The sequence below is a fragment of the Spirosoma koreense genome (assembly GCF_054777875.1).
Window position 1 is genome coordinate 1,199,283 of sequence record NZ_BAAHAC010000022.1, and the last position, 24,617, is coordinate 1,223,899.

23 protein-coding genes are annotated in these 24,617 nt (G+C 52.6%); 9 read left to right on the forward strand and 14 right to left on the reverse strand.

Annotated features, from left to right (window positions below):
• Positions 1-89 precede the first annotated feature (89 nt).
• Positions 90-416, reverse strand: a complete 327-nt coding sequence (locus ACYVC2_RS18305) for a PadR family transcriptional regulator (RefSeq protein ID WP_461104333.1) — start codon at positions 414-416, stop codon at positions 90-92.
• A 332-nt stretch (positions 417-748) separates the two neighbouring features.
• On the opposite strand from ACYVC2_RS18305, the gene ACYVC2_RS18310 reads away from it, so the two are divergent.
• Complete coding sequence (locus ACYVC2_RS18310) at positions 749-1,072, forward strand: hypothetical protein (RefSeq protein ID WP_461104335.1); 324 nt, start codon at positions 749-751, stop codon at positions 1,070-1,072.
• Between the two features lie 108 nt (positions 1,073-1,180).
• Here ACYVC2_RS18310 and ACYVC2_RS18315 read toward each other — a convergent pair whose 3' ends face one another.
• The gene (locus tag ACYVC2_RS18315; protein ID WP_461104337.1) at positions 1,181-2,191 is read right to left on the reverse strand and encodes an SDR family oxidoreductase; all 1,011 of its coding nucleotides are present in this window, start codon (positions 2,189-2,191) and stop codon (positions 1,181-1,183) included.
• 189 nt (positions 2,192-2,380) lie between these two features.
• On the opposite strand from ACYVC2_RS18315, the gene ACYVC2_RS18320 reads away from it, so the two are divergent.
• Positions 2,381-2,944, forward strand: coding sequence for a dihydrofolate reductase family protein (locus tag ACYVC2_RS18320; RefSeq protein ID WP_461104339.1), 564 nt, complete (start codon positions 2,381-2,383; stop codon positions 2,942-2,944).
• Positions 2,945-2,950: 6 nt separating this feature from the next.
• On the opposite strand, the gene ACYVC2_RS18325 is transcribed toward ACYVC2_RS18320, so the two are convergent.
• The 5 genes from ACYVC2_RS18325 to ACYVC2_RS18345 all read right to left on the reverse strand — a co-directional run bounded on the left by ACYVC2_RS18325 (position 2,951) and on the right by ACYVC2_RS18345 (position 6,481).
• Positions 2,951-3,838, reverse strand: a complete 888-nt coding sequence (locus ACYVC2_RS18325; RefSeq protein ID WP_461104341.1) for an NmrA family NAD(P)-binding protein — start codon at positions 3,836-3,838, stop codon at positions 2,951-2,953.
• A gap of 99 nt (positions 3,839-3,937) precedes the next feature.
• Positions 3,938-4,690 carry an SDR family NAD(P)-dependent oxidoreductase gene (locus ACYVC2_RS18330; RefSeq protein ID WP_461104343.1) on the reverse strand — a complete coding sequence of 251 codons (753 nt, stop codon included), beginning with the start codon at positions 4,688-4,690 and terminating at the stop codon, positions 3,938-3,940.
• Between the two features lie 90 nt (positions 4,691-4,780).
• Positions 4,781-5,722 (reverse strand): helix-turn-helix domain-containing protein, encoded by a 942-nt coding sequence (locus ACYVC2_RS18335; protein ID WP_461104345.1) that lies wholly within the window; start codon positions 5,720-5,722, stop codon positions 4,781-4,783.
• A 91-nt stretch (positions 5,723-5,813) separates the two neighbouring features.
• Entirely contained in the window at positions 5,814-6,260 is a 447-nt protein-coding gene (locus ACYVC2_RS18340; protein WP_461104347.1) for a type II toxin-antitoxin system VapC family toxin, read from the reverse strand.
• A complete protein-coding gene (locus tag ACYVC2_RS18345) occupies positions 6,257-6,481 on the reverse strand; it encodes a hypothetical protein (RefSeq protein WP_461104349.1) in 225 nt (74 codons plus the stop codon). Before ACYVC2_RS18345 ends, ACYVC2_RS18340 begins: the two co-directional genes overlap by 4 nt.
• 183 nt (positions 6,482-6,664) lie before the next feature.
• Between ACYVC2_RS18345 and ACYVC2_RS18350 the strand changes: the two genes are divergently transcribed.
• The 3 genes from ACYVC2_RS18350 to ACYVC2_RS18360 are packed head-to-tail and all read left to right on the forward strand — an operon-like array spanning position 6,665 to position 10,640.
• Positions 6,665-7,462 (forward strand): 2Fe-2S iron-sulfur cluster-binding protein, encoded by a 798-nt coding sequence (locus ACYVC2_RS18350; protein ID WP_461107184.1) that lies wholly within the window; start codon positions 6,665-6,667, stop codon positions 7,460-7,462.
• Between the two features lie 19 nt (positions 7,463-7,481).
• Entirely contained in the window at positions 7,482-8,489 is a 1,008-nt protein-coding gene (locus ACYVC2_RS18355; RefSeq protein ID WP_461104351.1) for an FAD binding domain-containing protein, read from the forward strand.
• Positions 8,490-8,513: 24 nt separating this feature from the next.
• Positions 8,514-10,640 (forward strand): xanthine dehydrogenase family protein molybdopterin-binding subunit, encoded by a 2,127-nt coding sequence (locus tag ACYVC2_RS18360; RefSeq protein WP_461104353.1) that lies wholly within the window; start codon positions 8,514-8,516, stop codon positions 10,638-10,640.
• A 45-nt stretch (positions 10,641-10,685) separates the two neighbouring features.
• Here ACYVC2_RS18360 and ACYVC2_RS18365 read toward each other — a convergent pair whose 3' ends face one another.
• The 3 genes from ACYVC2_RS18365 to ACYVC2_RS18375 form a co-directional block, all read right to left on the reverse strand.
• Positions 10,686-11,117, reverse strand: a complete 432-nt coding sequence (locus ACYVC2_RS18365; RefSeq protein ID WP_461104355.1) for a putative quinol monooxygenase — start codon at positions 11,115-11,117, stop codon at positions 10,686-10,688.
• A 355-nt stretch (positions 11,118-11,472) separates the two neighbouring features.
• Positions 11,473-12,018, reverse strand: coding sequence for a hypothetical protein (locus tag ACYVC2_RS18370; RefSeq protein ID WP_461104357.1), 546 nt, complete (start codon positions 12,016-12,018; stop codon positions 11,473-11,475).
• A gap of 219 nt (positions 12,019-12,237) precedes the next feature.
• The gene (locus ACYVC2_RS18375; protein WP_461104359.1) at positions 12,238-13,146 is read right to left on the reverse strand and encodes an SDR family oxidoreductase; all 909 of its coding nucleotides are present in this window, start codon (positions 13,144-13,146) and stop codon (positions 12,238-12,240) included.
• 245 nt (positions 13,147-13,391) lie between these two features.
• Between ACYVC2_RS18375 and ACYVC2_RS18380 the strand changes: the two genes are divergently transcribed.
• Positions 13,392-13,982 (forward strand): Crp/Fnr family transcriptional regulator, encoded by a 591-nt coding sequence (locus ACYVC2_RS18380; protein ID WP_461104361.1) that lies wholly within the window; start codon positions 13,392-13,394, stop codon positions 13,980-13,982.
• Between the two features lie 280 nt (positions 13,983-14,262).
• The gene (locus ACYVC2_RS18385; RefSeq protein WP_461104363.1) at positions 14,263-16,398 is read left to right on the forward strand and encodes a xanthine dehydrogenase family protein molybdopterin-binding subunit; all 2,136 of its coding nucleotides are present in this window, start codon (positions 14,263-14,265) and stop codon (positions 16,396-16,398) included.
• A gap of 64 nt (positions 16,399-16,462) precedes the next feature.
• Here ACYVC2_RS18385 and ACYVC2_RS18390 read toward each other — a convergent pair whose 3' ends face one another.
• The 3 genes from ACYVC2_RS18390 to ACYVC2_RS18400 all read right to left on the reverse strand — a co-directional run bounded on the left by ACYVC2_RS18390 (position 16,463) and on the right by ACYVC2_RS18400 (position 19,086).
• Positions 16,463-18,037: a Na+/H+ antiporter gene (locus tag ACYVC2_RS18390; RefSeq protein WP_461104365.1), complete on the reverse strand. Its 1,575-nt coding sequence runs from the start codon at positions 18,035-18,037 to the stop codon at positions 16,463-16,465.
• 193 nt (positions 18,038-18,230) lie between these two features.
• The gene (locus ACYVC2_RS18395; RefSeq protein ID WP_461104367.1) at positions 18,231-18,536 is read right to left on the reverse strand and encodes a hypothetical protein; all 306 of its coding nucleotides are present in this window, start codon (positions 18,534-18,536) and stop codon (positions 18,231-18,233) included.
• 55 nt (positions 18,537-18,591) lie between these two features.
• The gene (locus tag ACYVC2_RS18400) at positions 18,592-19,086 is read right to left on the reverse strand and encodes a PD-(D/E)XK nuclease family transposase (RefSeq protein ID WP_461104369.1); all 495 of its coding nucleotides are present in this window, start codon (positions 19,084-19,086) and stop codon (positions 18,592-18,594) included.
• A 409-nt stretch (positions 19,087-19,495) separates the two neighbouring features.
• Here ACYVC2_RS18400 and ACYVC2_RS18405 point away from each other — a divergent pair, with 409 nt between their 5' ends.
• On the forward strand, positions 19,496-20,305 hold the full coding sequence (locus tag ACYVC2_RS18405) for an AraC family transcriptional regulator (RefSeq protein ID WP_461104371.1): 810 nt from the start codon (positions 19,496-19,498) through the stop codon (positions 20,303-20,305).
• A gap of 70 nt (positions 20,306-20,375) precedes the next feature.
• On the forward strand, positions 20,376-21,809 hold the full coding sequence (locus ACYVC2_RS18410) for an alpha/beta fold hydrolase (protein ID WP_461104373.1): 1,434 nt from the start codon (positions 20,376-20,378) through the stop codon (positions 21,807-21,809).
• Between the two features lie 118 nt (positions 21,810-21,927).
• On the opposite strand, the gene ACYVC2_RS18415 is transcribed toward ACYVC2_RS18410, so the two are convergent.
• On the reverse strand, positions 21,928-24,588 hold the full coding sequence (locus ACYVC2_RS18415) for an ABC transporter permease (RefSeq protein ID WP_461104375.1): 2,661 nt from the start codon (positions 24,586-24,588) through the stop codon (positions 21,928-21,930).
• Between the last annotated feature and the right edge of the window lie 29 nt (positions 24,589-24,617).

The following is a 24,617-nucleotide window of genomic DNA, read 5'->3' on the forward strand; positions in this document are numbered from 1 at the left end:
ATAATGGATAATGAATAATGAATAATGGTAGATAGGGGATGATGAATCAGGAAATTGGACGAGTGGTATCATTTTACATTATTCATTTATCAAGACCAGGCGGTTTGGGGAATGGCGTCCCACATCTGGTTCCGCAACTGCCGAATCTCCTCCAATGCCCGCCGGCCAAAAGCCGTTACCGAATACAGTCGTTTCCGACGGCCGCCCCGTTCGGTCGTTACCCCGCCCATTTCCGAATTCACCAGCCCTTTCTCCTGAAGTCGGTTCAGGGCCGAATGCACAGCTCCCAGATTTACGGAGCGACCCATCTGCTGTTCAATCTCATTGACGACAGCCGCCCCGTAAGCGTCGCCTGCCCGGATGGCGACGGCCAGCAGCACGACTTCCTCAAACTCGCCTAAGTAAGTGCCCTTCATACCTGAAGATTAGTTGTGTAAATGTATAACAAATGCTTTGCCAGGATCTAAAAAGGGCTATTGCAGCTCAAGAAGGCGTTTCTGGGTAAGAAGATACTATTACGGAATGTCCAGAAACGGACATCGATCGTACGGTCGTGGACAGCTCAGGCAGGTGAAAGCAGGCCAGTAGTCGGGAATAAACTGAAACATTACGCTATAATATTTCATTGCTGAAAACAAACCTTCCCGAAAACCGTTTTATATACGTGAGTCGCTGATAGACGGGGATGCTGTGAAAGGCACCTGATTTTAGATAATAGCCGTTCTACCAAGCGAACAAAAAAAGCCAGGTGACTTCGCGTCGTCTGGCTTTATTTTTTGACCTATATCCTGAAAGCGTGAAAGAGCCGACACCCCGGCATTGGCAGACTATCGAAATACCTGCGAAAGTTTTTAGCCAGCGACTTAGCCAATGCACCGATATCCAGCCATCTACCGGTGCATTGTTCTCCCGGCTGGTGCTAATTCACCAGGTCGCCAAAGCGTTTGCTACCGAAGCTCTTATTGAATCCGGAGCGTCACTGGCCGATCTTGCCATTGAAGAAATCACTGACCCCCCACTGTACGGCTATCTTCCCGATGACGACCCTGTCATTATCCAGTTCAGCTACTAAAAAGCCGCATCAGAGCGTACTGATGCGGCTTTTTAACCAGGTTTTCAGTGATTGTTTTATCATCATTCGGTGGTCTTTGATTGAGAAATGACAACCGAATGACAACATCTACGGTTGTCCGCCACCACCAGCCGCTCCGTACACCTGCCCCGTCGCATAGCTGCCGTCGTTCGCAGCCAATTGCACATAGATCGACGCCAGTTCGGCGGGTTGTCCGGGGCGTCCCAGCGGTGTGTCACCGCCAAAGTTTTTCAGTTTTTCCGCCGTAGCGCCACCGCTGGGTTGCAGGGGCGTCCAGATCGGGCCCGGTGCTACGCCGTTTACCCGGATGCCTTTCGGACCAAGCTGTTTCGCCAGCGACTTGACGTAATTCATCGTAGCGGCCTTTGTCTGGGCGTAGTCGTACAGGTTAGGCGAGGGGTCGTAGGCCTGTTCGGATGTAGTACCGATGATTGTCGAGCCAGGGGGCATGTGTGGCAGAGCCGCTTTAATGATCCAGAACGGCGCGTAAATGTTCGTTTTCATGGTAGCGTCGAAATCTTCCGACGTAAGGTCCAGAATAGATTGGCGCTGTTGTTGTCGGGCCGCATTGCTGACCAGAATATCCAGCCCTCCCAATCCTTTCACGGCCTCATCGACCAGCCGTTTGCAGAAGGCTTCATCGCGGAGGTCGCCGGGAATGGCAATCGCTTTACGGCCTTCTTTTTTGATCAGCTCGATAACTTCCTTCGCATCGGGTTCCTCGGCGGGCAGGTAGTTGATTGCCACATCGGCACCTTCACGCGCGTAGGCAATGGCCGCTGCCCGACCCATGCCCGAGTCGCCACCCGTAATCAGGGCTTTCCGACCCTGCAAACGACCCGAACCCTTGTAACTCGTTTCGCCATGATCCGGCTTGGGATTCATTTTACTAGCCAGACCCGGCCAGGGTTGCATGGGCGTAGTAAACGGCGGCTTAGGGTACTTGCTGGTTGGGTCGACAAGGACCGCTGGAGCGTTCGAAACAGAAGGCTCCGGGGCCGAAGCCGCAAACGTTGGGGCTGCCATCATCGAAGCGGCCAGTCCGCTTCCGATTCCGCCAATAAGCTGGCGTCGGCTCAGTTGATTTTCAGTTGACATGTCTTAATCTTCCGTTGAGTATTAAAGATTCTATAGCTTGCCTGTAGAATATACCTGCTAACAAAAGGAGCAAGCTGAAGGTTAGATTTTTTCGAAATGATTATTTTTCGACAGGATTGACAGCCGGGCCGACGCTTCGGAGTTCCATGATTAAACAAACTGTGTTAATCCTGTCAGAAAAAACACATCATGCGAAAACTAAAACTACAGGTACAGATTTCGGTCGATGGATTTATTGCCGGACCGAACGGCGAAATGGACTGGCTGGTCATGAACTGGGGTGACGATATCATGCGTGAAGTGACCACCATAACCGAACCCGTGAGCACAATTTTACTGGGCCGTAAACTAGCCGAAGGCTTCATCCCCGCCTGGCAATCGCGAGTCGATAGCTCCGAAGGCGCTGAGCCCGGCTCGCAAAAAATGGTCGATACGCCCAAAATCGTGTTCTCGAATACCCTGGATGGCATCGAAGGGAAAAACGCAACCGTAAACAGGGGCGACCTCGTACAGGAAGTCACCAGCCTGAAAAATCAATCGGGTGGTGATCTGATTGCCTACGGCGGGGCTGAGTTCGTCTCTTCACTTGTCAAAAACAACCTGATCGACGACTACTACCTGTTCGTCAATCCGGTGGTTTTAGGTGGGGGAATGGCTATTTTCAGCAGCCTCGACAGCCGGAAGAGTTTGACACTCGTGGAGGCCAAACCGTTCGACTGCGGAATTGTGCTGTTGCATTACCGGTCGGCCTGACGCGTGTTAACGCCGGGCCAGCCATTCCTGCGGGCTGGTCCATTGCACATCGGGATAGCGCTCGTTGTCGAGGGTTTTGTGCTGCACCGTAATCATGCTCTGTTGATACTGGCTTTGCTGCCAGCGCGGAAAAACTTGCTGCTCCCCTTCCGGATGAGCGGCCCGTTCCCGTTGATTGTAAGCGGCCAGATCGGCGAGCGAGCCCAGCCGAACCACATGATAGGCCTGGTGCGTCGCTTCTTCTGCTACCTGGGCTAACTCGTTGGCGCTGAGCTGAAAGCTGGCGATGCGCAGAAGCCGGGGCGTCGAATCGTCCAGAGCAGCGGCAGCCGTATAAGCCGCGGTATTGTCCATGGTCGTGAAGTCGATGCGCCAGTCGGGGGCCTCCCAATACCCAACCTGTTTGTTCTTAAAGTCGAGCAGGGGCGTGCCGTAAAACAGAATTTCGGCGAAAGCACCATTCAGAATAGACGTAGCGGCAATGGGCTTACCATCGATAAGCGTCATAAACTCTTTCCGAAGGTCGAAGTTGCGGTTTTCGCCGGCGTCCTGTTGCGTAAAATCGCTGGCAAAGTCGGAGGGAATAAATCGGGGCACTCCGGCGGCAATAGCCGCATCGAGCAGCTTCGATTGTGTATCGACGATGACATCCCGCAAACCCTGCATGACCGATACGATGCACGAAACGCCTTCACAGGCCCTGGTCAACTCCGCTACGTCTGTCAGGTTTACTTCTACGATCTGTGCGCCCTGGTCTTTAAGTCCACCCACTTTCTGATGATCCGAACTCGGCCGAACCAGCGCCCGCACCTCTGCCCCACGGCTGATCAGTTCCCGGACGATGCGCCCGCCCAGATTACCTGTTGCACCCGCTACTAAAATTTTCGTTACCATTCGTTGGTTGGTCTTATAATCAAAAAGAAAGCGGCAGGCATCTAGCTACCGCTTTCTTACAACGCATTTCTCTCAACTTGGTTTGTATCCAGGATACGCTTACAGGTGCATACCGCCCGTTACTTCGATGCGCTGCCCATTGATCCATTTCGCTTCATCGCTGCATAAAAACGCGACCACCCCGCCCACATCGTCGGGAAGGCCGACGCGACCCAGCGCCGTTATCTGCGCGACAAAAGCCCGCGTGTCGGGCGTATCGGTCATGGTACTACCCCCGAAAATAGCACCTGGTGCCACCACATTGGCTGTAATCCCACGCGAACCCAGTTCCAGCGCCAGATAGCGGGTGAAGACATCTACGGCGCCTTTCATCATGGCGTAAGCGGAAACACCCGGAAAGGAGTAGCGGGTTACTGCCGACGAAATGTTGATAATCCGTCCGCCGTCGTTCAGTAGCGGCAGGGCGTGCTGGGTCAGAAAATAAACGCCTTTCAGGTGGATGTTCAGCATCTGGTCGAACTGGTCTTCGGTGGTCTGGGCAATAGGCGCGTTGAGACTCGTACCGGCATTATTGATTAGAAAATCGAAGCGATCGGTGTCGAAGCGTTGCGACAGAACGGTGGTCAACTGCGCAAAAAAAGCGTCGAATCCGCTTAGGTCGGCGGTGTTCAGTTGCAGGGCCGCGGCTTTCCGCCCCAGCGCTTCGATCTGGGCGACGGTGGATAACGCTTCTTCCTGCTGGCTGTGGTAGGTGAGTACGACGTCGATGCCCTTCTGAGCCAGGCTCAGGGCCATGTTCTGGCCAATTCCCCGGCTGCCGCCGGTCACTAAAGCAATTTTAACTGTGTTCATCTGGTTTACTTGACTTGATAAAAGACCCGGCAAAGGTCTGTCGGCAAACCAGTTGAGCGATTGTAGAAGTCAATCCGTTTTTTGTAGCAATCAAACCAGCACCTGATTTCGATAGGCACCGGGCGCTACCGTCGTTTGCTGCTTGAACGTTTTGGAGAAGTGGGCCACGTCGGTGAAGCCAAGGCTATCGGCAATTTCTGCCAGGGTCCAGCTGGGTTGCCGAAGAAGTACTTTGGCTTCCTGCACGATGCGGTGGCCGATTAATTCGGTAGTCGTGCGGCCCGTCGTTTCTTTCAGCACCTTGTTGAGATGATTGACGTGCACGGCCAGTTGGTCGGCGTAATCGCTGGCCGTACGCAGCCGAAGTTGCTGCTCCGGTTTTTCAATAGGAAACTGACGTTCCAGCAGTTCTGTAAACAGCGACGACACCCGCGCCGAAGCGCTATGGACCGGATTCTGGGCTGGAGCAGGTTGTAGTTTCTGTCCGACATGAATCAGTTCGAGCACGTAGGTGCGCAGCAGATCGTACTTATAGGCGTAGTCCGAAGCCAGTTCTTCCCGCATTTTCTCGAAAATGGCCTGCACCCGAGCCACGTCGCCAGCCGCCAGTTGAAACACCGGAAAACCACCGGCTCTGAAGATCGGCAGCTCGTCGAGCACCACACCGCTGTTCGTGGGCAGTAGAAAGTCCGCTGAAAAAGCACAGGATGAACCCGGCTGATGCGGGTCCTGTGGCAACCAGTAATAAGGGATTCTGGGCGTAGAAAACAGCAGCGCATCCGGTTCGATGTCGATGACCTTATCCGCGTACTCGACCCGGCTGCGTCCGTGAAGCAGGCTTATTTTATAGTTCACCCGACAGGGATACGCTATCATAGGTTGCGCACCGATCCCTTTCAGAACACCATCTGTGCTAAACAGATCAAAGGGTTCGGCTTCCTGCCCTGTATGTTGTCGCTCCGATACATCGAGACCAGGATGTGTATCTGGTTCATGATGCAGTCGACAATCGTCCAGCAAACGAATACTCATAATAATCTTTCCGGCAAACCGGTTAACATTGGCATTGATTTATCAGGCCTAATCATCAAAATAAATCTACTTTCACGATCAGCCTACCCGATCAACTGACTTCTAGGAGATCGTAATTGTCAGGCCGATACAGCCGAAGGCCAGGCACTCGTTCAAAATGTTTTTGATTAAGTGTAAAAACGGGTATGTCAAAAAACAACCCTACCCCAATCGTAAAGCGATCACCAAGGCCTGTATCTGGATGAAGCCGACATGTTTCCACGGCTAGTTCAATACAATCGCCGTGATTCAGCTGTATATATTTATCCAACTGCTTTCGGATCACATCAAACTCGCTTTTTGTAATTGGGTCAATAGCACGGCCTCGGATATTGATCAACCATCGCATCAATTCAATATAGATGCTGGCTGAAATGACGGGTACAGCTTTGGTTGTCAGTTCTCTGTAGGCTTTTACGAGTTGTGGCTTCTTTAAAAAGAATCGGCTCAGTACGCCCGTATCGACCAGCGCAAACGAATTGGGAGAATTGGAGGTCATTCAGGTAGAACAAGCGTAGGCTTAACGTCTTTATGTCTAGCCAATATGCGCTGAATGGCTAAGCCCGGATCTTCAATGGGTAATTCCCCGGCGGGAATAGTGCCTTCAATAAGTTTTCCTGCGGCATTGTATCCGTGTATGACCAGAGGGGGCGGAGACTTCTTTTTTGTTTTCATAGCTATCAGCTTGTCGTCCTTTAACAAAGTTAACTCTTTTTTCATTGCCCAATTAGCGGGCTTATCGCTGACATATAGCTAATGGGCCCCTTATTTGTAACAATAGCTTTTACCAACTGGTTAAGGATCGTGAGTCATTCGTTGTTCAGCAACTGACTGTCAATGACCATGAATGACGACAAATGACCATTACTGACCACAACTGACTACCTACTGAAGAAAGGTATGATGGACGAACACGAATCACCTGACCTGACGGAGGACGAAAAGCGGCTCTTTGCCGACCTGATGCCCGAAGACCTGACCGAGATCCTGGATACAGGCGTCAACCGACGACATTTCCTCAAACTCATGACGCTGGCTGGCGGGGGCATGCTAGCCGCTCAGTCGGCGGTGGCCGAGCAGTTGATGACCCGCCCGTTTAGTGAAACGGTTCCGGCCGAACTCGCTCCGGCCAGCATCGAAAACGGCGTGAATGTCTCGTTCAAAGTCAACGGTACGGCCCGCAAACTGACGGTCGATTCACGGATGACCCTGCTGGATACCCTGCGCGAACGGCTGGACCTGACCGGCTCCAAAAAAGGCTGTGACCACGGCCAGTGTGGGGCCTGTACGGTAATGGTAAACGGTCATCGGGTGCTCTCGTGCCTGACGCTGGCCGCCAGTTGCGAAGGGAAAACCATGCAAACGATCGAAGGATTGGCGCAAGGGGGAACCGGTTCAGTCGCCCGACTCCATCCGATGCAGGAAGCTTTTCTGAAGCACGACGGTTTTCAATGCGGCTTCTGTACGCCTGGCCAGATCTGCTCGGCAGTGGCCATGCTCGATGAAGCCCGAAAAGGTCATGCCAGTTATGTAACGGAGAACGTTCGCCAGCCAGCGGGACCAGTGAAGCTTTCGACCGAAGAAATTCGGGAGCGCATGTCGGGAAATATCTGCCGGTGTGGAGCGTATCCGAACATCGTGGCGGCCATCCAGGAAGTGCACAGCGGCCAGCCCGTCGAACAGGTTTTCCGCTCCGTTTAATCCTTAGCCAACCTATTTCATGAGACCTTTCACGTATACCCGGGCCAATGATCCCGCGTCGGCCATCAAGTTGCTGGCCGGGAATCCGACCGCCCGATTCCTCGCCGGTGGAACCAACCTGCTGGACCTGATGAAGGAAGACGTTGAGCGGCCAACGGCGCTGATCGACATTTCTGAGCTGGGTTTAAATGATATAAAGACCATCAGTGCGGGCCCTAACAAAGGCGGTCTTTCGATTGGCGGGCTCGGCAAGAATACCGACGCGGCTAACCATCCGCTCGTGCGCCAGCACTACCCGCTTCTGACGCAGGCGATTCTGGCTGGCGCTTCGGGGCAACTGCGAAACATGGCGACCAATGGCGGTAACCTGCTGCAACGGACCCGCTGTCCGTATTTCTACGAAGTGGCTATGCCCTGCAACAAACGCCAGCCCGGCACCGGTTGTGGAGCAAAGGAAGGCATCAACCGGATGCACGCCATCTTTGGCTGGTCGGAGCAATGCGTGGCGGTGTACCCGTCGGATATGGCTGTAGCGCTGGCGGCTCTGGACGCCGTAGTCAATGTCAGAAATACCAACGGTCAGGAACGGCGCATCCCGATGTCCGATTTTCACCGGCTGCCGGGCGACAAACCTGAGCAGGATACGAACCTGGCACATGGCGAGCTGATCACCTCCATCGAACTGCCGCAGAACCGGTTCGCCGAGAAATCGTACTATCTGAAAGTCCGCGACCGGGCGTCGTATGCGTTTGCGCTGGTATCGGTGGCCGCAGCCCTGGAAATGGACGGAAACCGGATTAGGCAGGCCCGGATTGCGATGGGCGGGGTTGCGCATAAACCCTGGCGAGCCCTGAAAGCCGAGCAGATGCTGGTCGGCAAAGAAGCGACGGAAGCGAATTTTAAACTGGCCGCAAATGCCGAAATGGCCGATGCCAAACCGCTGGCCCATAATGCATTTAAAGTAGAGCTGGGCAATCGGAGCATCGTTCTGGCCTTGCAAATGGCCATGAACGGTGGCAAAGCGTAATGACCACAACTGACTACTAATCCGATGAAGGATACCAATAAAACAATCGGCACGCCCATCAGCCGCATCGACGGTATAGCTAAGGTGACGGGTAAAGCGGCTTATTCGATGGATCATCCGGTGAAAAATCCGGCTTACGCCATTCTGTTTAAAAGTACCGTTGCCGCCGGGATGATTCAAAACATCGACAGCGCGGCTGCGGAAAAAGCGCCTGGTGTGCTGGCCGTTATTACCCATAAAAATGCGCCGAAACTGAACGTTAAGGGCGGGCTGCGTGGAGGTGCTTTGCTACAAAGTCCGGAGATCGAGTTTTTTGGGCAGAATATCGGGATTGTGGTTGCCGAAACCTTCGAGCAAGCCCGCTACGCATCCCGGCTCATTCAGGTGACGTACGATAAAAAAGAGCCTAAAGTCGATTTCGAGAAGCTGGCCGGCCAGGCCCGTCTGCCGAAGGACAAAGAGAAAGCCGATGCCAGCCGGGGCGACGTCAAAGCCGCCCTGAGCCAGGCAATTCAGAAAGTAGAAGAGGTGTATGAAACGCCTATCGAGCACCACCACCCGCTGGAACCCCACGCGGCCATTGCCGAATGGAACGGCGACAACGTCACGCTATACAGCAGCGCGCAGATTGTGAACGGTGCGCAAAGTGCCGCAGCTGCCACGCTGAACCTGAAGCCCGAACAGGTGCGGATCGTGTCGCCTTATATCGGGGGTGGATTTGGCTCGAAAGGCGGGCAGTGGGCCAACCTGGCGCTGGCGGCTGTGGCGGCTAAACAGGTCAACCGCCCGGTGAAGCTGGCCCTAACCCGGCAGCAGATGGTCAATTCGGTGGGGCTGCGGCAGCACAATCAACAGAAGGTGAGTCTGGCCGCTACGGCCGATGGCAAGCTGACGGCGCTGGCGCACGAGATTACGACCCACTGCGCCATCAACGACGAGTTTGTCGAACCCTGTGGCGACTGCTCGAAAATCATGTACGACACGCCCAACTCGCTCATCACGTACCGGGTCGTGCCCATGAACCTGATTCTGCCGACCTACGCGCGTGGTCCTGGCAAATCGACCGGTAGTTTTGCGCTCGAATCGGCAATGGACGAACTGGCTTACAAGCTGAAAATGGACCCGATCGAGTTCCGGATCAAAAACGAGCCCGAACGCGATCCGTCCAATGGCAAGCCCTGGTCGTCGCGGACGACGGTGCCGTGTCTGCGCGAAGGGGCCAAAGCCTTTGGCTGGGAAAAGCGTAAGCTTGAACCCCGTCAGAACGAGCGCGGTAACTATTGGATTGGCTACGGCGTTTCGGCCGGAACCTACCCCGCCCACCAGCGCCCCACCTCGGCCTTAGTAAAGCTGAAACGCACAGGCGACGATGTAACGGCCACGGTCGAGCTGGCCGCTGCCGATCTGGGCACGGGCACCTACACGATCCTGACCCAAACGGCCGCCGATGCACTGGGGTTACCGATTCAGAATGTCAAGGTAAACATTGGCGATTCCAATCTACCTCCTGCAGCTGGGGCGGTAGGGTCGGTGGGGGCCGCCAGCTATGCCAACGCCGTCAACGACGCCTGTGAGAAGATTACGCAGGATTTGCTTTCCCGATCCGGCAAACAGTTTTTCGTTCGCCCTACGGCCGCGCAGTTGATGCGATCCGAGAAAATTACCGACTACCAGACGCGCGTCGACAGCAAACCGCCTGAAAGTGCGGAGGAGTTTTCGGCGCATAGCTTCAACGCCAATTTTGCGGAAGTCGCCGTGAACAAATCGACGGGAATGGTCCGCGTAAACCGGTTTCTGGCTGTAACGGGTGCGGGGAATATCCTGAATCCGAAAACCGCCCGCTCGCAGATTATCGGCGGGAATGTCTGGGGCATCGGTATGGCGCTGACTGAAGAATCGGCGGTCGATCCGCGCTGGGGCAATTTCGTCACCCGTTCGTTCGCGGACTACCACGTTCCGTCCAACCTGGACATTGGCTCGCTGGACGCTATTTTCATTAAAGAGAAAGATGAGCACGTCAACACAATGGGCGTGAAGGGCATCGGCGAAGTGGGTATCGTGGGCGTAGCAGCCGCCGTAGCCAACGCAGTTTTCAATGCCACTGGCAAGCGGGTTCGGGATCTGCCGATCACACCGGATAAAGTATTGTGAGGATGCGGGTTGTGTTCTGGTATTTGTAGCGCCAGGCCTGTAATGCTACAGGCCTGGTTTTTTGGCCGAACCAACCAGGTTGACGTCAACAAGCTCCAGCGACTTGACCATATCTTTTACCGTCTCCTTGTATTTCTTAAAATGGGGGGTCGTCACATGGGCATTGTATGCGGCTGTGTCGGCGTATATTTCAAGAATCGTGATGCTTGACGGATCTTTTTTATCGGCGACGGCATAATAAGTCAACACCCCTGGCTCCACACGAACAGCCGTCGTCATTTGTTCTTTCAAAGCAGCATTGTAGCTCTTTAGTTGCGCCGGATCAACGTTGATCTTTGCCAGCCGAACCATTTGATTTTTGTCCTGTGCCATAGCCTCTTGACCAGAAGAAAAGGTCAGCATAAACAGCGTGAAAAACGTTGCCACTAAGTTAGTCAGGCAGAAATGCTCCTGATAAACTGTTTTAAATGATTTCATGGAAAAGGAACAGTCTTGTAGATTCGCATGAATTGAGTTGTACTGTTATAGGCTACCAATCAGGTTTACGCCCACCCGTAAATATAGCCAACTCCATTGTAGAAATACAGCCTACGAAAACGGGATGGCCAGGATGGCAGCCGACGTAACCGATGAAGAAGACAAAATGATCAGGCCTTGTTTTTTGTGCGAGTGTGTTGGCGATTCACGCTTTTCGAATCAGGCTTTTTTAAGGTTGCAGTTCGTTCTTTATCCGCTTTAATATAATCGCTGATGGTCTGCTTTTGATCACTTGTCAATGGCTTTCCCTGTATAATGAAGTCGACTCCATTTGGTTCTTTAATGTATCCCATCCTTATACTTTTTTAAAATATCTGTCGACTAATCGGCTTGCCGCCAATGTATTTATGATCATTAATTGACCACCGACTAAAACAGCATTAAGAGACCTTTGATAGTGCTCAATCAGTTGTGTCTTTGCTGTGAAAGAAACGTACCCATCAAATCCTCGCTCAAACGAAATTTTGCAGGCGTACGCTACTAAATTTCCTGCAACGCCTTCATAGCGTTTATTTTGCCCCAAATTGAATGGTGCACTTTCGAGCAGGTCCATGTAAACATGATCGGTATTAATGGTAAAACTGATGGCGCCTTGAATACTATTGGGCTCGTGTAAAATGGTCAGCTTGTAGACTTCTTTCGTATTATTCTCTAACTCTGTCTTCCAGTCAAATAGCCAACCATTCTTTTTGGTCAGCTGTTTCAGATCAACTGTCATCAATTTTAATACTTCAGTCTGGACGCTATCACCCGAAATGCGATTTCGGATGGAATTTGTTAGAAAGTCAACCTCGAAAGCCAGGCCAGTTTCTTTACGTTCTCTCAATTTACGAATGTACAAAAATTAGGCTAGTAGAGAAAAAGATTCTTCCTCTATGAATTGTGTAGCCAAGAGTAGACGTAATTTTTCGTGTAAGGTAACTTCATTACAAGGCATACCATCGAGTAAGTATAAGTAATGGGATAGTGCATGCCTCCTTCAGGGGGCACATACATAGCTAAAATTACTATACATGTGCCCCCAAAACAGGTGGTAGGAGATGGTCAATGGCAATCAAGCTTAACTACTTAAAGCCTTGTACTCCTTAGCGTCAAAATAGTCTCCCTGATTTAGATCGTCGATCAGGCCGGGGTGCGTGACTTCCCAGCCCAGTTGCTGTTGGGTTTTGAGGCTGGTGGCCGGGTTGTCGAATGCGATGAAACGACCCATCCAGCCGAAATGACCGGCCGCTTCGTCAGGAGCGATCGAAACGACGGGGAGGTTCAGTTGCTGGCCGATCACTTCAGCAATTTCCCGGATCGGGATGCCTGTGTCGCCGATCGCGTTGTAGCGGGCGCCAACGGCTCCTTTCTCCAGCGCCAATCGGTACAGACGAGCCGCATCCAGCCGGTGGACGGCCGGCCAGCGGTTACTGCCCTCACCTACGTAGGCCGACACGCCTTTCTGCCGGGCCGTGTTGATCAGAATGGGGATGAAACCGTAGTCGCCCGCGTCGTGTACCGAGGGGGACAGCCGAATGACCGACGCATGGACGCCCGCTTCGGCCAGTGCCATGGCCGTCGCTTCCGAAGCCCGCGGAAAGCCGGGAGCCGGGTCATCTTCGGTGGTAAAATTGCTGTCGGTACGTAACCCTAGAATACCGCCGGTCACCACGAACGGACGGTCGGAGCCTGTCAGCACGGAGCCAATGGCCTCGATGGCCCGCTTATCGGTTTCGGCCGCGGCAATGTAGTTCGAAAAGTCATGGATGAACGCCGTATGAATAATGCCATCGGCCTCCGCAGCTCCTTTTTTTAGACTGTCGAGGTCTTCGAGACTGCCCCGCAAGACCTCCGCTCCGGCTTTGGTGAGCGATTGGGCCGATTCCTCCGAGCGAGCCAGGCCAATCACTTGATGACCAGCGCTGAGCAATTCCTGTACGACAGCGGAACCAACGAACCCGGAGGCTCCCGTAACGAATACACGCATATAATTTTGTTTTAAATGGTCGTACAAAACTAGCGGAGTATCCACCCACCAGACGAGGACATTTGACTCATTTTTCTGAGGACATTTTTATCGTATTTTTCGTTTTATTGCAGGCATGCCTTGCATTGAAGCTGTTTAGGATTGACATCTCCAGCTATTGGATAGGAACTTCGGTTCTACAAACCCTAGCCAACTTCGTTAACGTGGCATGGCTCACAGCCAAAAATCTACATACTCTTTTCATCATGTTTGACGAATTCGAACAATACCTAAGACAGTACATTCCTGAGCTTACGGGTGAGCAAATGCAGTTGATCCGTTCGAAGTCGGTTGTGAAAAAAGTGCGCAGAAGGCAGATGTTGATGCGTGAGGGAGAAGTGTGTCAACTGAAAATATTCGTGCTTCGGGGCCTGCTCCGGACCTACCGGGTAGCCACCAACGGCAGTGAGCACATTATGAAATTTACGTCCGGGCAGGGCTGGATAACCGATCCGGATAGCTATTTCAACCGGACACCCTCGGAATTGACCATTGACGCCGTTGAAACCAGTGACGTGGTGCTGTGGAGTCACGACGATTACGAAAGCCTGCGGATGGCTATTCCGGAAATAAACGCCTTCTCCGAAAAGCTGATAACCAGAGGCATTGCCGACACCCAGAAGCGAATCCTGGTGAACATCAGCGCCAGCGCAGAGGAAAAGTACCATTATTTTATAAACACGTATCCCGACATTTTCCGACGGGTACCGCTGCATATGGTAGCTTCTTATCTGGGTGTATCCCGCGAAACACTTACCCGAATCCGGCAGGGGCAGGCGGTAGCTGCAAGGGAGTAATTTTTGTATCCGGGCACAGTATTGAGTCTACTCATTCCAGTATGATCCTGCGGGGGCATATCGAGGATCCGAGTGCCTATTATCATAAGCGGTGGCCTGTTCTTTACTCTGAGTTTGTCTCCCTTCTTTCCGCTCCCAAACCATACTATTGGGTAAATAGCGCCTTACGTCAATCATTTCCGACTGTTCGTCAAATACTTTATCCGGCTGCTTGTGGAAGCGATAGCTTTGCTCTGGATATGCATTGAGGTTGACAATCAGTGCGATAAAGAAGGCGGTCATGAAAAGTAAGAATACCGTAAGTCGGCGGTCGTTTTTGACATCCGGAGCGCTGGCCATCGGGGGATTGGTCGTTTCGTTTGCGCTGCCCGACCGACCAGCCAGGCAGTCAACGCGTCCATCGACCGAAACCACGATGAACGCCTACCTGCGTATTGGCTCCGACAACCGCATCTGTATTATTCTTTCGAAAGTAGAAATGGGCCAGGGCATCTGGACTACCTTGCCGATGCTGATTGCCGAAGAACTGGATTGCGACTGGAATCAGATAACCGTAGAACCCAGTCCACCCGGAAAAGAAGCTGATTTCGGCCAGTCGCTCGTGGCTCGGAATACGGGTGGTTCTGAAACTACCGTTTCCGAATTTGATTCCTGCCGCCGGGCGGGGGCTACGGCCCGTACCCTGCTGATACAGGCGGCTGCTAAACGGCTGGGTGTATCGCCCGAAACATGCCGGACTGAAAACAGCTATGTCATCGTTGGTAATCAGAAGATCGGTTATGGTGAACTGGCCGCGGAGGCCGCTACGCTGCCCGTTCCGACCGTTTCGCTCCGGGAACCCAAAGACTGGAAATACATCGGCAAATCGATGAAGCGGCTCGATGCCTCCGTCAAGATTAACGGGAAAGCCAGATACGGGATCGATATGCAGTTTCCGGACCTGCTGACGGCGCTTGTGGCACATGCCCCCGTGTTCGGCGCCACCGTAAAATCATTCGATGCGACCAAAGCCAGAGCCGTAAAGGGTGTTCGTCAGGTGATTCAGGTGCCCACGGGCGTGGCTGTTCTGGCCGATACGTTCTGGGCCGCGAAAGTCGGGCGGGATGCGCTCACTATCGACTGGGATCTGGGCGAAAACGCCACCTTCGACAGCAAAAAACAGGTAGCCGAATACCGGGCGCTGGCCAAAACAGAAGGGTTGCCGATTCACCGTAAAGGCGACGTTGCGTCAGGCCTCAGTAAATCCGCAAACGTACTCAGCGCGGAGTTCAGCTTCCCATACCTGGCCCACGCGCCCATGGAACCGCTAAACTGCACGGTCAAACTGGTCGGCGATACATGCGAGGTCTGGACGGGCACGCAGTCGGCGCTGCTGCACCAGGCTGAACTAGCGGCTTACCTGGGGCTAAAGCCCGAAAATGTCCGGTTGTATACGCCTTTTTTGGGTGGCAGTTTTGGCCGACGCGGCTCGTTCAGCGCCGACTGGATCCTGGAAGCCGTTCAGATTGCGAAGGCCAGCGGGAAATTCATCAAGCTGGTCTGGACGCGGGAAGACGATATCCGGGGTGGCTATTACCGACCCGTTTATGTCCATAATGTACAGATTGGTACCAACGCCGACGGGCTCCCCGTTGCCTGGCAACACCGGATTGTAGGTCAGTCGCTGTTTGCCAACACGCCCCTTCAGGACATGATCGTGCAGAACGGAATCGACTATAGCTCCGTTACGAAAGGCGCTCCCTACACGGACGCCATTCCGGATCTGTCGTTCGAACTACACACAACCACCGTTGGGATTCCGGTGCTCCCCTGGCGGTCGGTAGGGGCTACCCATACTGTTTTCGTGGTAGAAACGCTGGTGGACGACCTGGCTGCGCAGGCCTCCATCGATCCGGTCACCTACCGACGTACGCTCCTTAAACAGTCACCCCGCCATCTGGCCGCGCTGAATCTGGCCGCCGAGAAGGCCGAATGGGATAACCCCTTGCCAGCGGGTCGCTACCGGGGCGTAGCGGTGTGCGAAGCGATGGGTAGCTATGTAGCGCAGGTGGTCGAGGTGTCGGTAGCCGATAAACAGATTCAGGTGCATCGGGTGGTGTGCGCCATCGATTGCGGTCTGGCCGTAAATCCCGACGGGGTTCGTGCGCAGATGGAGGGTGGAATCGTTTATGGCCTGACGGCCGCTCTCTTCGGCGAGATTACATTTGCCCACGGACGTGTTCAGCAAAGCAACTTCCACGATTACCGAATCCTGCGACTGGCTGAAACCCCGGATATCGAAGTACACATCGCACCCAGCACCGCGCGCATGGGTGGAGCCGGCGAACCCGGTGTGGCGCCCATCGCTCCTGCTTTAGCCAACGCCCTGTTTGCGGCCACCGGCAAGCGGGTCAGGCAACTGCCGCTTACACTGTAGTACCGACCGTCCCGGTCGGGTGGGTGAGGTTGCTTCACAGCCGACCGGGACGGTCGGTACTACCTTACCGCAGCAACAGCCGCTCTTCTTCGTGGTCGAGGTAATAAAGGTGCTTGCGGACAATGTCTTCGTCGAGGGTCATGGTAGTCCGGTTTTTTTCGACCAGCCACCGCCGTTGCCGGTCCAGAATATGGCGGTACAGGTCTTTGACCGGTTCGCTCATCATGGCCGCCCCATCACCCGATAACTGGCGGGAACTGTGGTCCATCAGCTTTTTATAAGCGGGCTGGGTCATCTCATCCTCACTCAGGTGTTCGCGCATGTACTGCAGAGCCAGCGCAGCAAACTCCTTTTCGATAAACGCGTCGACCTTCTCTTCCGGCTTGATGTAATCCCGTTCTTCCAGCCCGACCTTTTTAATAATGTAGGGTAAGGTAAGGCCCTGAACGACAAGGGTCAATAGGATTACAACAAAGGTGATGAACAGGATGAGATTGCGCTGTGGAAAAGCGGTGCCGTTGTCCAACTGAATCGGGATAGACAAGGCGGCTGCCAGCGAGACCACCCCCCGCATACCGGTCCAGCCGAGCATCAGCGGGGTTGTCCAGCCCGGATTTGAGTTATCGGCTACGGTAATAAAATTCCGCATGACCAGGGTCGTGATCACGGCCCCGTAACAGGATAAAATCCGGACAATGATCAGCGTTACCGTAATCAGAACACCGTAGCCAATGGCTTCGCCGATGCTGGTGCCGTCCAGACCCGAAACGATCTGTGGCAGATCGAGCCCAATCAGGATGAACACCAGTCCGTTCAGAATGAAGGAGGTACTTTCCCAGAAATTAAAGCCTCTGATTCGGGACCGGCCACTCAAAAAATCGAACCGGTGGTAAGACATCATCAGGCCACCGCTCACAACCGCCAGTACCCCCGAACTGTGTGCCTGCTCGGCCGCGATGTAGATGGCATAGGGCGTAAGAATAGACAGGGCCATGTCGATATTGACATTGGTAGGCAGGATCTTGTGCAGTTTCATGAACAGCCACCCAACCCCCAGACCAATTCCGACCCCGCCGACCAGCATCCACAAAAAGCTAAGGAAAGCATCCTGTGCAGAAAACCGGCCGGTAGAAACGGCAATCAGCGCGAACTGAAAGACGATCAGCGAAGACGCATCGTTGAGCAGACTTTCTCCTTCCAGAATCGACATCAATCGCTTAGGTACGTTGACGAATCGCATAATGGCACTGGCGCTGATCGCGTCTGGGGGCGACACGATGCCCCCCAGCACAAAGCCGAGTGCCAGCGTAAAGCCGGGAATATAGTGCTGAGCGATCAGGGCCGTACTGAAAGCCGTGACAAAGACGACCAGAAAGGCAAAGGAAAGGATAATGCGACGCCATTTCCAGAGTTCTTTCCAAGAAACGGACCAGGCAGCCTCGTAGAGGAGCGGTGGTAAAAAAATGATGAAGATCAGCTCCGGGTTCATGTCGAGCATCGGTACACCGGGAATAAAACCGATGACAAGACCCGCTACCACCAGCAATACCGGATACGCCACTTTGAGCCGCTGAGCCAGGATAATCAGCAGCAGCATGACCAGCACCATCCCCAGATAAAACGTAACCTGTTCAATCATTACAATGAAAAGTAAAGTGTAGCAGCAACCAGAGTCCCATAAAAAAACAGGCATTCTGCCTGTTTTTGGAGTCTAATATATTGGTTTTTGAGTTAAATGGGAATTGGGATGCTTATAGCTTAGCGGACGTCTTTTGAAAAAGAGGATAATTTCTCTTCTCTATAATAAATATACTCAAGCCGGTGAAGTTGCTCTATGCTTCCTGTTTTTTCTGAATATCAATTACTAAATCGACAGCGACATCAACCGAATTAGCAATCTGCTCAATGGTCAGGACGTTTAAGGCCAATAAGTTCTTTATCGTCTCTTTTTTGACTGCTAAAATTCTCTGTTGTTCGGCCTTTACGGCTTCCGCATTAGCTGCGGTTACACGTGCAAAATGAGCCCTTTCCTCCGGAGTCATTTTCCTGGTATCTAACTCGTCAATTGCCCGTCGGAGCCACTCTTCATTCCAGAAGACAGGGTACTGCGTTGGCTCAGTTGTATGTAAGGTTTTCATCGTATACACTAACTTATCTAAGTCTGACTCTACCTCGGCTACTGGCTTGTCAAATTTAGCCAACTCCATGGTAATAAACCGGGGCCGCCCGTGCGGTCATTTGACTATCAATGATTTCACCTTGCTCACTTCTCAAATTGGCAACCGTATGAAAATAAGAGGTTGCCAAAATACTTTTCTCCAGAAATGCAATAATATATATTTTAGGCAGGCCAGCGTAATCGAACTCACCCCGTTCAACGACCGTGTTGAATTTATGGAGGGCATAAAACTTCATACGTTGAATAAAATAAGGAGTATGGCCTAACTGCATTTCAACAATGAACTGAGTGCCATTCTCATCTATGCAAGACAAATCAAAAATGCCGCTTCGGCTGTCGATGGTCAGAGCCTCGAATGCATTTTTGTCGAAATAAACTTCCTGAATCGGGATACTGGATTTAATAAGTGCCTGTAAAGCGGTGCGCAGGAATAAGCTATCAGATTCGTTGCCGAAAGCGGCTTTAAAGCCATAATCAGAAATGATTGGGATGTATACGGTGGTCTCCATTCCATAAAAGTACCAGTTATTGAGAATATTGTATACATGGGGGCTATTCAATAACCCGAAGTCATGGCTCTGGCATATTTGTCCCAACTGCTCAAAGCAGGTTTAAGAAATCAGGAAGTCATCGGCGCATTTTGATGGAAGATTTATTACAATTTTTAGCCCAGCAAGCTCAGGATCTTAACCTGGGTTACGAATGATTCAGATCACCTTGCCTTCTTTGCTACCCACACTTTATACAGACAAGTCCCCCAGTAATCGAACGCGTAGAAGGGAACAGCGGTGAACATGATTTAGCTAACCACTTGCTTGCGAGCTGTTAAAGTGCTATTTGGCCTTGAATTAAGATCAGGTGATTTAACTTCGCGTTGTTTACAGCTGGATTACAACTGCGGCTAACCGTTCGATACCCATGACGGAGATTTTCGATAACATCAGAAAACTATATCGGTTCTATACGCCCGGTAACGAACTGGCCGATTATATCGAATTCTTCTCCGAGTCGTCGGCCGCCGAAACGTATCGGTACGTAGCCGATAACCAGTTCATGATTCGGATGTTTCCCAGCTGGACACCTACGGGCTACATCAATCTGGGGCCGCCTTATCGGATGACGGTAGGGGCGGAGCAGTTCCTGATTTCGCAGCATACCGACGTTCTTATTCTGAGAAACACCATCGTTGAGCGGCACAACCTGCCGACGGATCACATCTTCACTATCAAATTTTTTCCCGGTGGGCTGGAAGCCGTTCTCGGCGTCAATCAGGCTCAGTTCACCGATCAGGTCGTCCACCTGAATGCCGTGCTACCGGCTTCGCTGATTCAGCGCGTGAAAGAAGCCGACCATTTCGACGAACGCGTCGCCCTGCTGGAGCATTACCTGCTAGGTCAGTACCATCTCCGGAAGAAGCCTGATTATTACCGGAGTATTGTTCAGGATACGATCGGTACGTTCAGCAATAGTGGACTGGAACTGAATACGGGTCAGTTGGCCGATCGCCTGTTTCTGACAGCGAAGACCATCAACCGGTATTTTCATCGGGTGGTCGGCACTTCGCCCAAACAATACCTGACGATGGTCAGAACCCGGGCTGCGTTGGCTGGCTATGTGGCGAACAAAGACCGCTTCTCGCCCTACGAGTACGGCTATTACGATATGAGCCATTTCTACAAGGACATCGTCAGGTTTACGGGCCAGAAGCTTCGCCAGCAGACCGACTGAAATTGTCCGTTTTTTACTAAAATCTCTACGGCTAACCGCGTTGCTTTGTCGGAAACTAATTCAATTCCGCATGAATCGATTTTCGATAGCAACCGGTCTGCTGCTGGTCGGTCAACTTTCGGCTACGCTGGGCTTCGGGCAGTCGGGCGTGGTGCGCAAACTGGAACCCTGCGCCTGCCCTGTGTCGGTCGACAGCAGTTTTCGTACCCGCTGCGCCTACCTGATCGTGCCCGAAAATCGTCGTAAAAACAACGGCAAAACCATTAAGCTTCCGTTCATTGTCGTCGAAAGTAAGAACCCTGCCAAACGAAACGATCCGCTCCTGTTTACGAGCGGTGGACCGGGCGGCAGTTCGCTGGGTTGGGCGAGCGGTGTACCCCGACGACTGGTCATCAACGATCGCGACTGCATTGCGTTCGAGCAGCGCGGTACGCAGTTTGCCGTGCCCAATCTGTGGAGCGACGAACTCAGCAACACGATCAAAGAAGCCTACCGAAAGAACCTGAACAAAGACAGCATGGCCGTGGTCGGCGTCAGGCGTTACAAAAAAGCGCTGGAGGCCAAAGGCATTGACCTGTCGGGATACAATACCGACGAAACCGTATCGGATATCCATGATCTGCTGGCTACCTTACGGATCGACTCGGTCAATCTGCTGGGAATTTCGTACAGCGGTGGGCTGATGACGGCCGTGCTCAGGCGTGACCCCACCCGCATCCGATCGCTGATTCTGGATTCGCCGTTACCAGCTTTTGTACCCATCGATGAAGACGAACCCGCCAACCTGGCCGAAGCCCTGCGTAGCTTATTCAAACGCGTGGAAAGGGATTCGACCGATAAAGAGCGGTATGGTAAGCTGAAGGAGCGGTTTGAGCATTATTTTACATCCATCGGCGGCAAAACGTTTTCCATTCCGTATGTCGAAAAAGGCACTACCGATACCGTGCGGATTCAGTATACGCGAAATGACCTCTGGGATATTGTCCAGAATAACTTTTCTCCGCGACTGCCCTACATCCTGACCGAACTGATCAAAGGCAATCATGCAGCCTATGTCAAACCGCATCTGGATGGGATATTCGCGAATAGCAACGGCCCTTCCGGCATGCGCTTATCGGTATACTGCGCCGATCAGACAGCTTACCACAGCGAAAAGGTACTCCAGCAACTCTACGATGCGTACCCGTATCTGAAAGGCTACCACATCAACGACGTCTACAGAGCCCTGTGCGACTGCTGGCAGGTACCGCCCATCAAGGCCGAAACCAAGATGCCTTTCTATTCGGCCAAACCCGCTTTGCTGGCCGACGGTGAACTGGATAATGCCTGTCGCCCGCTTTATATCGACCGAATCCATCACTACATGCCCAACAGCCAGCGACTGCTCTTTCTGAATCGGGCACATGGTGTCGGTGGCCCCGATTTTAACCGCTTCCTACAACAGTTTCTGAACAATCCGTATCAGCCGCTAACCTCGGACAATCAGGAGATCGTGGTGTATTGAAGGGCGTTGGGGTAAGGGCAGAGGGGAAAGGGGTAAGGGTAAAGGGCATGGGGGAAAGGGGTAAGATTCTCATTTCACCTTAGCCTTTCACCCCATGCCCTTACCCCTCTGCCCTTTCCTACTCACTCCGCAAACTCTTCACCGGATTCATCAGCGCGGCTTTGATACTCTGAAAACTAACGGTCAGCAGGGCGATGATGGCCATTAACAAGCCCGTCAGCGCGAAAATCCACCAGCTGATTTCGGTTTTAAACTCGAAATTCTGCAGCCATTGGCTCATGGCGTACCAGGCAATCGGCGCGGCTATGACCGTAGCAATCAGCACCAGCTTCAGGAAATCTTTGGTGATCAGCGCAATGATACTGCTCACCGACGCGCCCAGTACTTTCCGAACGCCGATTTCCTTCGTCCGCTGCTCGGCTGTAAAGGTCGCCAGCCCGAACAGACCCAGGCAGGCAATCAGCACGGCAATCAGCGTGGAGGTTTCGATAAGCTGCGCCGTCCGGGTTTCATTCTGGTACGCCTGGGCCAGAGTCCTGTCCAGGAACTGGTACTCAAAAAGGCGGTTGGGAAACGTAGCTTTCCATGATTTTTCAATAGTGGCTAAAGCCGCCTGGATCGATTCGGTGGTAGGTTGTTCGCTTTGTAGTTTGATACCCGCCTGGTAAAAATTGTTCGGTACCACCTGAATGAGCGTCGGGTCTATTTTCTGGTGCAGGGAGTTGACGTTGAAGTTTTTAGCTACGCCAATAATCGTGGCGAACTGTGCTCCATCGCCGTAGTACACCTTCTGACCAAGGGCCGCTTCGGGCCGATCGATGCCCATTCGGGTGAGGAAAATCTCGTTGGCTATGACCTTGAAAGCAGCCGATGACGTATCCGTATCCCGAAGTTTTTCGCCAGTCAGTAATTGAATGCCGTAGGTATCCAGAAAATGAGAATCGCCCATTTTCATCTGAGTTTTGATTTCATTGACTTTGGCTCCTTTTCGATATTGCATACCCTGCATCCAGTTGCCTTCCGACGAGGCACTGTTGAGCGAGAAACTGACATCTTTGATCTGCGGGGATTCCATCAATTGCGTCCGCAGCGTTTGTAGTTTGTCGGGTTCATTGCTGGGTAGCCCAACGGTAATGATGGCGTTCTTATTAAAACCAAGATCGGCATTCTGAAAAAAAGAAAGTTGCCGATTGATAAGCAAAGCACTGCTTATCAGGATCATGGAAATGGTAAACTGCACCACTACCAACCCCTGCCGCAGTGAAATACTGCGTTCACCTTGCGGAAGCTTATTGATTCTCAGGGCCCAGATCGGTGGTATTCCCGATAATCGGAAGGCTGGATAGGTTCCGGCCAGAGCGGTGGTGACGAAGGCTAAAACCGCCAGAAATGCCCCAATTTTCCAGGAGAACAGATCGGCTGTTGTGAGCGGTAAGTCCATCATGGTAGCTACTGACGGAAGCAGCAGCCAGGCCAGCAGAAAAGACAGGAGGGTAGATAGACCGGTCAGTAATCCGGCTTCTGTCAGAAACTGATAGATCAGTGACAGACGATTGCTTCCGACAGACTTACGAATCCCGATTTCTTTGGCTCGTTTGAGCGCCTGCGCCGTAGTCAGGTTGATGAAATTGATGCAGGCAATGAGCAGCACGAAAGCACCAATCAGGGCTAACATATTGAGCAGTTTGACATTAGCCTGCCGACCGCTGAAATTGAACCCATAATGAATCTCCGCTAATGGTCTTAGGGCAAAATGCTGATTCTGAATGGTCTTTGGGTCTTTCTGGTATTTAACCTGAATCGCCTGGAACCGGTTGGCTAATTGAGCTGGTTTGAAAGCCGGTTTAAGGAGTGTATACACATGGAAATTGTCGCCGAAACCGCTCCAGCCATGTGAGTCGAAATCGGGCTGTAGCTGCTTGAGGCTGGAAAACGAAATCAGAACATTGAATGGGAAGTTGGTGGTTGCTGGGTAATCGTGCAGGACACCCGTAACTTGTAAATCCTGTTTGTTGTCATAGCGAATGGTTTTTCCGACGACGTCGGTGGTGCCAAAAAATTTTTTTGCGTACGACTCCGTCAACACCACCTGATTCGGCTGCGAAAGTGCCGTACGAGCGTCGCCTGTTAGCCATTGGTAATCAAGGAGATGGAAAATATCCGGACTGGTAAACGCAATCCGTTCCTGGAAAAAACTACCCGATGCGGGTATTGCCAAACTCCGGCCCCAGTCGTAATAGACGGGTACGATGGCCTCAAACTCCGGCGCTTCTTTTTGGAGCACAACACCCATTTCTGTGTAGGTGCCGGGGTGGGGGTTGGGGTCGCTGTTGTTTACGGTTTCGACCCGATAAATGCGGTCGGCGTTTTTGTGCTGCTTATCATAGCTGGTTTCATGGACGATAACCAGAAACACCAGTAAGGCACAGGCTATGCCTAACGCCAGACCGAAGCCATTGATAACAGAAAACGCTTTGGCATTCGCCAGATTGCGCCAGGCAATTTTTACATAATTGCGTATCATGACAGGGCTCAATAAAAAAGGTGAGGGATATTTTTTAGCTGTTTCCGATTGGGCCAGGGGCCGCAGTAATTTCAGGGCGTTGAGGCCGTAGCGCCAGTTGGCCCGGCGTTCGCCTAGGGTTTGCACCCAGTAGGGGTATAACTCGGCCAGATCGCCCATCACGTCTTCCCGCGTATCGGGATGAGCGAAGGTGTTCAGCAGCCAGGTAGCGAAGCGGGGCGGGGTAGTGCGCATGGGGGTAAGAGCATGGGGCATGGGAGTAAGGGCGCAGGGAGGGCTTGGGA